Genomic DNA, 11,283 nt, shown 5'->3' with positions numbered 1-11,283 from the left:
TATTAACTAACTTTTGAATACAAAAAAATAAATCAGGATAGAACAGTTTCAACCATCCATCCTTGGGCATTAAAAGAACCTTCATGCCAATTAAGGTCTCGATCCCAATATCCTTTACAAGGGTAATAACCTTCTTTTACAAAACCATAACTTATTTCAACAATTAATGGTTGGTTATCTTGAAAAACGTAATCCAGGGCCAAGCACTGGCTATTTATTTTTTCTGCCATTTTAAAGGACAACTCAATCGTAGCTTCATCAAAATGACGCTTCTCATAAGAAATGTGCCCACTTCCTGAGGCTCTAAAATCTCCTTCCCTGACCAAACGTTTAATAGCGAAGGCCCTATCTCCTATTACGATAACTCGTATATCATAATCATTTTGAGCAATAAAATCTTGAAAGTATACATAGCCCTTTTCATGACCGGCTATCCTAGAATATTCAGGTTCTTTGAAAAAACGAAGCGCGCCTTTCGCCAGATTCCAAAGATCAGTTTGGCCTTTTTTATATTTATACCAGCGATTTTTAAGATTTGCTCTCTTATTATACAGCCTAAAACCCTGTCTAAAAGCTTTATTAACCATTTTAGTAGCTTCTGATTTGGTCTCTATCAGCTTCACATGAGCCGAACCTGCCCCCCGTCGTAATTTGAACACCTTTGGAAAAGAAGTTTCCCCAACCCAATCTAGCGCCTTATCCTTATCATAAAACACATATGAGGGTACCAACGGTGCCCCGATAGATTCAAGCAGGTATTTTTGTCCCACCTTATCATCAAAATGCCACGCTGTAGGAAAGTTGGGAAATACTTTTTTCCCGGCAGTTTGTAGCGAAAAAGTAAGTTCTTTAGCAAATAAAATATCTTTGGGGTTAGCTTGACTAAAATGCCACATAAGAGCATCACATTCCTGAACCTGATTGATGATATTATTTGAATAACAGTCTACAACTTTATAGTTAATACCCTTGTTTTCACAATACTTAATCCAGTTAGCACTAAAAGAATTTTTACGCCTGTGAATAGCTATCTTCATAATACCTAAATCAAAATGAACAAATTTTATTTATTTATAATATGTATGCAAAAGACAAACAGGAAATAGAGAAATCAAATCGCTTCCAAGTTTCTAACAAATACCAAGTTGGAAATGCTATTACTCTGACCAGATAGCATTAATGTTTATTCATTGGTTAACATCAGCTTTCCAAGTTGCTCCGAGTTAAAAAACTCTACCTCCGGCCATCTTTTTATTATTTTGAACAACAACTCATCAAACATTCTCAAATTTTTATCCCTATTCTGAGTATCTATAAATCCCACGTAGTTAACACGATGAGTATCAATTACAGCAGGTTTTTTCATCCTGAAAGCAACTGATACTTCATTCAAACATTTTTCAACCGGATCGATATCTGTATTTAAAGAAGCCGGCTCAAAGCTTGCATTCCGTAACAAGTACTTTTGGCCAACTTCATTTTCTTCTCCCAACCAATGGGTGTGGAATTGGATAGTTCCATCAAATAATGGTTCTTTCATTTTTCTGCGTCCCTGATAAAACCAAACCCCTTTTGCTGACATTGCTTTATCATAATTCGGACTCCATAGATAATTAGGTGGAATAAATGTTTTTGAATTATAGCCCATCAATTCCTCAAATAATTCTAATCCCTCTAACAATATAGATAGTTTTTCCTTTCTGTCCTGAAGACTACTGTACCGCAAAGACTCAACATATTTATTTCTTCCATTATTACAATTCTTTGGAATACTACCCGGCATTTTATGTTTGAAACCAAAATGCACATCTTCATCCCCCTCTTGTAATGCCTCCATGAAAAGCGATACGTTCAAGTGCTCTCTTCCGTGCGATTGTGGGAAAAAGATCCCCTCCTCTTTTCCATCCTTCCATAAACTCAAACAATTTGAATGATTCGGATAATTCTTAAAAGTCTTCTTAATTGGCTCATAATAGTATTCATTGTACCCTGACTCTTTAATTTTGTTAAAATCAGGGTTAGCAGTCAAAATATTTGCTGTCATGACTGCAGGTGAGCCATGCTGGTCTTTGTGTCGGTGTAACACGTCAAATAATAATTCCAAATCGCTCTCACTTGCCAAGCTATCAAATCGCTCAAAAGTATTTTGATCAACATTATACTCTGCCTCAATACACTCTTGATATACCTCCCGAGAAGGCATTCGAATACTTCCCCAGTCATCACTCTCAATAACTACAATTTTACGATTTGTTCGCCATCCTGGGATATTCTTGACATGACTTTTGATTGTATTTAATGCTGAGTAAAACATCACCGTATTAACCAATTTATTTATAAAAACATCTTAAGTGCATCATTCAATGAAATGTTCTCCCCATTCATAAATAATGCAATAAAAGGATTTCCAAGTATTGCTGTGGCACTCATCGAATAAAGCCCCATTCTAAATGCAACCACAACGTAGAGTAACAACAAAGGTGTTGCAGCGATAATGAATCTTTTCATAATTACTTGATGCTCCCGATTCTGGACATATAACGTGATTAAGGCCAGAGCAAGTAAGTTAGCGACAGCTAGAAATCGCCCCCCCGAAGGCAATGAGCTTAACAAGCTGGCCATTCCATAAAAGAAAAGTGTAAAAGAATAAAAACTAAGCCACCTTTTGTTGTTATTAAAAAATGTTCGGCCTTGAAAAAAGAGAACTAAAAGGAATCCCTTGATGGCCCATCTCAGAGCAGTTCCATAATACCTTGCATACCAAACTCTCCCACTACTTCCACCTCCTCCCCTGTATTGCTCTACTGAGGCCTCCGACCGGTAGCCTGAAGTTCTCTCTTGTATAATTTCAGGAGCATAGTTTTCTACGATATTATTGAAGACCGTTAGGTTAATTTCAGTAATAAAAAATGTTAAGAGAAAGAAAATGAAATATAAGGTCAGCCTATTGCCGGCAACCATATAACCGTATAGAATACCCACTGGTACGATAAATGCAAAGTGTACTAATATAGCCAATGATGCTATTAAAACACCCGATTTTTTTCCCTCAAAAAGATATGGTAATAGCCCATAGATAAACACATGGGTCGCTGTCCAAAACCGAAACCCATTCATTTTCCAGATGGATACTGTCAAAAAGAAACAACAAAAAAGAACAATGGTTATTAGTTGTACTTTACCCTCCATATTTTTTAAGACATACCACATATTCCTGGAAAAGAAGAACCCAAAAATGATTCCATACACAAGAGTAACAATAGCCTGACTTCCTGTTACTCTGGAAAGAGTCACAGCTATAAATGTTCTAAGAATATCGACTTCACCACTTTCGAGAAAATAATCAACGGCATCGGTAACAGTCATATTAACCCCATGGAGTTGCTCTACCTCTGCTACATACCGAACAATATCGGCCCCATCATTTTCAGCGCCAATGGCAAATGAGAAACCATAAAATGCTACAAATGCCCAAAGTACATTTTTACCCCATTTACTTTTATAATTCCAAAATGCTGTAAATAATGCGAACAACGGCCACACTAAGAATAAAAAAGCAGAATAAAAGCCCGTTTTGTTATTATTAAGACTCATTTGCTACCTGTATTTCTTCACACAACGATAAAAATTGATCGCATACATTTTCAATACGGTATCGATCTACACCGTTATAATTGTATTTGTTTCTGTAGTTAGCTACCAAAAATTGATTAATCGTATACTTATTGATCCCTTTACTTGGTATATTCAGCACAGGGCGGCCTGCCAGGTAATAGTCGATTAGTTTACTGGGCATCATCAGATTGGAACGATTTTCAAAATTGACCAAGAAATCCATCTTACTTAATCTGCGAAGTAACTCTTTGCGTGGTATGTAATCATGAATCTCAATCTTACCATTTGCTCGCTCTAAATATGGTTTTACAAGATCTTTACTTCTCGTAAAAATAATAAATTTATAGGGCTGTTCGATTTGAACCAGGTAATCCAGAAATTCTCTTGGATCTCTACCTCCCGGAATAAATCCACCGGCATAAGCAAAGGTTGGAACAGTATTAGAACTGAAAGATGAGTGATCAATTTCTATCTCTCCAAAATTAAACCCTTGGGGAATCACTCGTACTTTGTCCCTGAATTCAGGGTAATATCCCTTTCTGGCTTCCTCAATAGGTACAGTTATAAAGTTAGCTTTACGACAAAAACTTTTTTCAAAATATTTGAAGTAAAACATCTTGTTAAACGAATCGAGCGTCTGCCACATATATGGATCCCCACAATCCGCGGCCCAGGTATGGGCAATCGGATTATTCATTTTCCACGCCCACGCTACCCCCCAATGGATTGGATGAGGAACGGCAATAGAAATCAGTAAATCATAACCTGATTCTTTTTTCAAAGCATTTTTTACCTTAAACATCAATTCAATATTGGGGTATTCGAACAACTGAAGAAGTCCCCTGCGCACCCCCCTTTTAATGAGTCTGCTAATCCCGGTACTATTTGTAAGATTGATTTCCGGTAATTGCAGGGGGCCTAAATTTCTAATTGTAACACCATATTTTTTTTCAAACGGTATATGGTATTTATCCCTTTTCACCGTTAGAAGGGTAACCTCATGGCCCTCTCGGCCAAACTCTTTTACCAATTCCGTAGTACGGAACGCACGCGGAGAATTCCTCGGGTAAAACGACTTGGAGATAATAAGGATTCTTTTCTTAGTCATTGATGAACATTTTGACAACATCATTTAATCATAGTATCCAACATGCTATGAAACAAAAACTATGCCTTAGTCCAGATCCTAAGTTTTATGTTACTTTGAATAGTTGTGCAAGTCTTTTTTACTATTACCTATTATTAGCTGATGCCTTACTAAATATCATCAATATGATTTAAATATAGCTGTGTATCCCTCTCAATATCGTTTTGAGAATATAAATAACATTATCTCTTTTCTTGGATATTCTTATTTAGTGGTTACCCAAAAGAATGGATTAGAAACTGAACTACTTCATTATTTCTCAATCCAACGAGTAAAAATTACCCGCGTTTTTAATATCCCTACTATACCGCACACTTAATGTGTAATTTTAAAAAACTCATAGCTAATCAAAGTATTTAAACTCTACAAATAGAAATATTTACAGTTCGCAGATTTTAAATTTTCCTTTACTCGAACAGGCCTATTTAATATTCAATAGAAATATAAACGACTTAAGGATTGGTCTGACACATTTAATGCCCACAAGCACAGCTTTTCTTATCTAGATATATTATATATCTATTTTCAAAACAGCTAATGCATAATAGGGATAAAGTAGTTTCATTAGATTTGGGTATTCATAAAAAACTGAAAAGGATTATTGTTATCTCTCTCTTTTAAAGTATGAAGTAAAAAGCCACTCGAATCTGCCCTAACAGTTTTCAATAATATTTCTTTCTAACAGGTGGGAACTTTCTAAATCAAATGCCGGTAAAACATTAATATATAGCAGTCATTTCTTAAAATATATGTTTACCACAACGATATGACATACTGAGTTATGAAAAAGCTAACATCAAGCAATAAAACTGTTCGGATATTTACCACTTTAGTTTTACTGGGGCTCATTATCTTATCATCAGCTTCCTGTAATGATAACTCAACAAATTCCACTAGTGATTATTCACCTAGCGACGATGCCGTACCTGAGAAGAATGCTATACAACCTTACAGCGATAATCCCAACTACTGGCAATACAAAGAAGAACCTATCATGCTTATTGGTGGTAGCAATAATGACAACTTATTCCAGTGGACCGGGGATAAACTCACAAACCATCTGGATTCTCTTGTAGCTGCCGGTGGCAATTACCTTCGACTTGTTATGTCTGACGATGATGATCATGATTTGGGCGAAGTCTATGCATTTGGGCAGAGAAGTAACGGGAAATATAATTTAAACACGTGGAATCCCGAATACTGGAACCGTTTGATTAACTTCCTTGATAAAACCTCTGATCGCGATATAATTGTACAGTTAACTTTGTGGGATGGTTGGGATTTTGGCGGAGATGACGGATCGGATTGGAGTGAACATCCCTATAATCCCAAAAACAACACAAATTACAGTACCAATAATACCCGATTACCTACAACATGGAAAGAACCGCCTTGGCGCGAAGATCATCCCTTATTCTTAACGGTGCCAACACTAAATAATGATATTGAGGTTCTCAAATTCCAAGAGGCCTTCATTTCTAAATTACTTTCCATTGCCCTTACATATAATAATGTTCTTTATAATATCGAAAATGAAGCAAGTACTCCATTAGAGTGGTCTGACTACTGGGCAGAGTTTATACATAAGGAAGCAAATGCTACGGGAAAAAAAATATACGTAACCAGTATGCGAGACAATTGGGATATTAGACATCAAGACCATTTACATGTGCTAAAAAATGTCAACTTGTACCAGTTTTTTGATGCATCCCAAAATACCCAAATGCCCAGAAGGCATGGCGAAGGCGCGGGACATCAAATAGCCTATGAACATCTGTTAGATCTGAAAACCCGAATTCAACAATCAGGACAACGACCGGTTAATATTGTTAAAACCTATGGTGCAAAAAATTCTTCAAACGGAGCACCTTCAGATGCCGGAGGCCTACAAAGCTTCTGGATTAATATTTTTGGTGGAGTTTCAGCCGTTCGATTTCACCGACCAAAGCAAGGCCTAGGTATTTCCGAAATTGCCTTAAAAAGCATCAAATCTGCACGAATGTTGAGTGACAGTACTGATTTTTTTTCTATGTTTCCGAAACCATCGTTATTAGGCAATCGATCACAAAACGAGGCCTATGCTTTAGCAAATACAGGTAAGCAATATGCGGTGTACTTCACAGAGGGTCGAGAGATTACGCTGGATATTTCCGCAATAACGGCGGATAGTATAGAAGTCCAATGGCTGAATATTCTTACTGCTTCTTGGACTGACACAGAATTAGTTTTTAAATCAGAAAACACTACTGGCCCGATAAGAAAGATTGCAGACAAACTCCAAGATCTTCTTAAAATCAGTACCAGTATCACACTTAGTCCGCCAGATAATGGCCCCTGGATTGCATTAATCAATCCTGTAAATAAAGATAATTAGCATTTCTTATTTAGATGCGTCATTTCTTCTGGTTTTATAATTCTGAAACCAGTTAGGGTGATAGGCTGAATACTCAATTATTCCTCAATCCACCGAGTAAAAATTACTCAAAAACTCCTCTTTTTTTATTCAATTTAACTCTTTCCTAAAACAGAACCCCCTGTGATGGCTACAAACAGGATATTATAGCCGTTTTTCATTTTTTTCATCACTTGGCATGCTTGTTGATTTAGATATTTACAGAATGTCACCAAGGGAAATAACTCGATAGTTCTATAAGACTAAGAATCAGTGTCGGGGCATTAATTAATACTTAAATAAAAAAGAGCGTTATAAATATGAAAGCAGTTATTCTTGCAGGAGGCTATGGAACCAGGCTCAGTGAAGAAACAAGCGTACGACCTAAACCGATGGTCAAGATTGGAGAAAAACCAATACTTTGGCATATAATGAAAATATATTCTCATTATGGGATTCAAGATTTCATTATATGTCTCGGATACAAAGGAGCGGTCATTAAAGAGTACTTTGCTAACTATTTCTTATACAAGTCAGATCTCACCTTTGATCTAAAAAAGAACAACATGAAAATCCTTCGTAATGGTGTTGAGCCTTGGAAGGTGACTCTTGTTGATACGGGAGACGGTACTATGACCGGTGGGCGTCTAAAACGAGTCAAAGATTATATTGGAGATGAAACATTTTGTATGACTTATGGTGATGGTGTTAGCAATATAAACCTCAAAGAACTTATTGCATTTCATAAAGACAACAAGACTTCTGCTACCCTCACAGCTGTTCAACCACCCGGGCGTTTCGGTACTTTTAGTCTCCGTGATAAAGATTCTAAAATAGATTCTTTCACCGAAAAACCCCAAGGCGACGGTGCATGGATAAATGGTGGCTTCTTTGTATTAGAACCGGAAGTTTTTGACTACATCGAGGGCGATGAAACAGTATGGGAAAAAGATCCTCTTGAAAAGCTTGCCAATGACGGGAAATTAGCAGCCTACAAACATCGGGGCTTCTGGCAACCCATGGACACGCTCCGAGACAAAAATGTTATTGAAAATTTATGGAAATCAGAATCAACACCTTGGAAGATCTGGTAGGTTTTATATGAATAGAGCAAATACGATAATACAAAGTGCGACAGAAGTTGTGGAAACAGACCTCAACTACATCTGTAATTCATTGGAAAATGAATTTAGTCAACTTGCTGGAAAGAATATTCTTATCACCGGGGGTGCAGGGTTCTTGGGATATTACCTCATCCAGTCACTATTAAAGTGGAATGAAAAAGTAGCCCAAAAAGAAAAAATAAATATAATAATTTATGACAATTATATACGTGGAATTCCTGAATGGTTACAGCAGGTAAAACATGATGATTATTTGGGATTAGTAAAACACGATGTAAGAAATCCACTTCCCGACTCCGTTATTGATTTTCATTATATCATCCATGCAGCCTCAATAGCATCTCCGATTTACTATCGGAAACACCCGCTTGAAACAATGGATGCAAATGTTAACGGCTTACGATATTTATTAGAATACACGCGCAACCGAAAAAAAACAGCAACCCCGGTTGAAGGTTTTTTATTTTTCTCAACAAGTGAAGTTTATGGAGATCCCCATCCAGACTACATCCCAACACCGGAAACCTATCGTGGGAATGTATCATGTACTGGCCCTCGCGCCTGCTATGATGAATCAAAACGGTATGGAGAAACCCTATGCGTAACCTTTGCACAAGAATTTGACCTGCCTATTTCTATTGCCCGACCATTTAATAATTATGGGCCAGGTTTAAAAATTACTGACCGTAGGGTAATACCTGACTTTATGCGTGATGTTTTATCAGGAAAAAACATCGTAATGCACTCGGATGGCTCTCCTTCCAGAACGTTCTGCTACATAGCAGATGCAATAACCGGCTATTTCAAAATATTGGTAAACGGGAAGCCGGGCGATTCATACAATATTGGGGTTTCAGAACCAGAAATAACAATGACAGAACTAGCTGAACGGATCATCACAATTGCCCGCGATCATATTAACTATCACGGAGAAGTTCAACATATCCCAAGTAATGACGAAGACTACTTGGTAGATAACCCAAACAGGCGCTGCCCAGTAATATCTAAAGCTGAAAATGAGCTTGGTTATAGTCCCTCGATCGGACTTGAAGAAGGACTAATCCGAAATTTATTGTGGTACAACGAAAATCAAGAAGCAGAGGAAGCATAATGAATATTTCAGTCATTGGTACCGGATATGTAGGACTTGTGTCAGGCGTTTGCCTGTCAGAAAAAGGACATAATGTTACATGTGTTGACATAGATAAAGAAAAAGTTAAGAAAATTAACAGCGGCATCCCGCCAATCTATGAAAAGAGATTAAAAGAATTGCTAAATAACAATATCAAAAACGGTTTTTCAGCTACCACAGATCTTCACAGCGCAATTTTGCATTCCGATTTATCTATTATTGCAGTAGGCACGCCCTACAGAGGGGATAAAATAGATCTCAGCAGTATCAAGAAAGCAGCAAGTGCCATTGGTGTTTCCCTTAAAGAAAAAGAGGAATACCATGTTGTTGTCGTAAAAAGCACTGTTGTGCCCGGAACAACAGATGATGTAGTGCAGCCCATATTGGAAGAAACATCAGGAAAAAAAGCCGGCAAAGATTTCGGAGTGGGAATGAACCCCGAATTTTTGAGAGAAGGCGAAGCTATTGATGATTTCATGAATCCAGATAGAATCGTACTAGGTGGAATTGACCCAAAAACCCACTCAATACTGAAAGAAGTATATAAAGTTTTTGAGGGCGTTGACATCCTAACAACCAATAATAAAACAGCGGAGATGATTAAATATACCGCGAATTCTCTGCTGGCTACATTGATCTCATTTTCTAATGAAATTGGCAATTTGTGTGCTACGTTGGGAGGCATTGATGCCGTTGAGGTAATGGAAGGTGTGCACAAGGACAAACGATTTAGCCCGATTTTAGCTAACGGTAACAGAATCACCCCTGGCTTTCTTTCTTACTTGGCTGCCGGATGTGGATTTGGCGGGAGTTGTTTTCCAAAAGATGTGAAGGCGCTTATTGCGCACGGCAAGGATGCAGGAAATCCTATGGCACTACTCGATTCTGTTATAGAAATCAATAAAAAACAACCGCAAGAGGTTATTGCACTACTACGAAAACACTTATCAAGTCTGAGAGGAAAAACTATTGGCGTCCTTGGACTGGCATTTAAACCGGGCACCGATGACATGCGGGAGTCCCCTGCTATTCCGATTGTAAATTACCTTCTCACAGAAGGCGCAAAGATCAAAGCTTATGATCCTGAAGCCCAACACGAAGCTAAAAAGTTATTTGGAAACCATCAGATAGTATATCAAAATAATCTATCCCAAAGCATCCAGGGAACTGATGCCATCTTATTGCTTACCAGTTGGGACGAATTCAAACAAGTGCCCGACCTAATACATACCCAAAACGAACAACCTTTAATCATTGATGGGAGAAGAATGTTAAGCAAAAACCTCTTCCACAAATATGAAGGAATCGGACTTTCGTTATGATTTTCAAAGAAACTAAAATTGACGGCGCCTTTGTAATCGAGATAGAAAAGCTAACCGACAAAAGAGGCTTTTTTGCTCGTGGGTATTGTGAAAAAGAATTCAAAGAGCAGGGAATATTATTTGAAGCTGTCCAGGCCAATATTGGTTATAACAAATTCAAACACACTATTCGCGGATTACATTACCAAGTAAAACCTCATGCTGAGGCAAAGCTGGTACGCTGTGTAAAAGGTGAAGTATGGGATGTAATCGTTGATGTTAGACCCGAATCACCGACATATAAACAATGGCTGGGAGTTGAACTAACAGAGAATAATCATACTATGCTCTTCATTCCTGAGGGGTGTGCTCACGGCTACCAAACCTTAGTAGATAATACCGAAATATACTACATGGTTTCAGCATTCTATGCTCCGGAAGCAGAACAGGGAATTCGATGGGATGATCAGGCTTTCAATATTGAATGGAGAGAAACAGAGCAGATTTTTATCTCTGACAAAGATCAAAAGTGGGAAAACTATAACTCATCTCCCCAAAAAGTATGAGCAATA

9 protein-coding genes are annotated in these 11,283 nt (G+C 37.6%); 5 read left to right on the top strand and 4 right to left on the bottom strand.

Annotation, left to right across the window (positions count from 1 at the left end; all coding sequences use genetic code 11):
- Positions 1–32: 32 nt before the first annotated feature.
- From FCN14_RS02165 to FCN14_RS02150, 4 genes are all read right to left on the bottom strand, one after another.
- Entirely contained in the window at positions 33–1,037 is a 1,005-nt protein-coding gene (locus FCN14_RS02165) for an ATP-grasp domain-containing protein (protein ID WP_138429450.1), read from the bottom strand.
- Between the two features lie 146 nt (positions 1,038–1,183).
- Positions 1,184–2,314: a hypothetical protein gene (locus FCN14_RS02160; RefSeq protein ID WP_138429449.1), complete on the bottom strand. Its 1,131-nt coding sequence runs from the start codon at positions 2,312–2,314 to the stop codon at positions 1,184–1,186.
- Positions 2,315–2,334: 20 nt separating this feature from the next.
- Complete coding sequence (locus FCN14_RS02155) at positions 2,335–3,594, bottom strand: EpsG family protein (RefSeq protein ID WP_138429448.1); 1,260 nt, start codon at positions 3,592–3,594, stop codon at positions 2,335–2,337.
- Positions 3,584–4,723, bottom strand: a complete 1,140-nt coding sequence (locus FCN14_RS02150) for a glycosyltransferase (protein ID WP_171032778.1) — start codon at positions 4,721–4,723, stop codon at positions 3,584–3,586. The genes FCN14_RS02155 and FCN14_RS02150 overlap by 11 nt, the downstream gene beginning before the upstream one ends.
- Before the next feature lie 820 nt (positions 4,724–5,543).
- On the opposite strand from FCN14_RS02150, the gene FCN14_RS02145 reads away from it, so the two are divergent.
- From FCN14_RS02145 to rfbC, 5 genes are all read left to right on the top strand, one after another.
- Entirely contained in the window at positions 5,544–7,136 is a 1,593-nt protein-coding gene (locus FCN14_RS02145; RefSeq protein ID WP_138429446.1) for a DUF6298 domain-containing protein, read from the top strand.
- 338 nt (positions 7,137–7,474) lie between these two features.
- On the top strand, positions 7,475–8,248 hold the full coding sequence (gene rfbF, locus FCN14_RS02140) for a glucose-1-phosphate cytidylyltransferase (RefSeq protein WP_138429445.1): 774 nt from the start codon (positions 7,475–7,477) through the stop codon (positions 8,246–8,248).
- Between the two features lie 7 nt (positions 8,249–8,255).
- The gene (locus FCN14_RS02135) at positions 8,256–9,389 is read left to right on the top strand and encodes an NAD-dependent epimerase/dehydratase family protein (protein ID WP_171032777.1); all 1,134 of its coding nucleotides are present in this window, start codon (positions 8,256–8,258) and stop codon (positions 9,387–9,389) included.
- A complete protein-coding gene (locus FCN14_RS02130; protein WP_138429444.1) occupies positions 9,389–10,732 on the top strand; it encodes a UDP-glucose dehydrogenase family protein in 1,344 nt (447 codons plus the stop codon). The genes FCN14_RS02135 and FCN14_RS02130 overlap by 1 nt, the downstream gene beginning before the upstream one ends.
- Positions 10,729–11,277 carry a dTDP-4-dehydrorhamnose 3,5-epimerase gene (gene rfbC / locus FCN14_RS02125; RefSeq protein WP_138429443.1) on the top strand — a complete coding sequence of 183 codons (549 nt, stop codon included), beginning with the start codon at positions 10,729–10,731 and terminating at the stop codon, positions 11,275–11,277. Before FCN14_RS02130 ends, rfbC begins: the two co-directional genes overlap by 4 nt.
- Positions 11,278–11,283: the final 6 nt, after the last annotated feature.

Origin of the sequence: Fodinibius saliphilus (assembly GCF_005869845.1) — a bacterium.
In the GTDB taxonomy this organism is placed as follows: domain Bacteria; phylum Bacteroidota; class Rhodothermia; order Balneolales; family Balneolaceae; genus Fodinibius; species Fodinibius saliphilus.
This window is presented reverse-complemented; position numbering and strand designations above follow the sequence as displayed.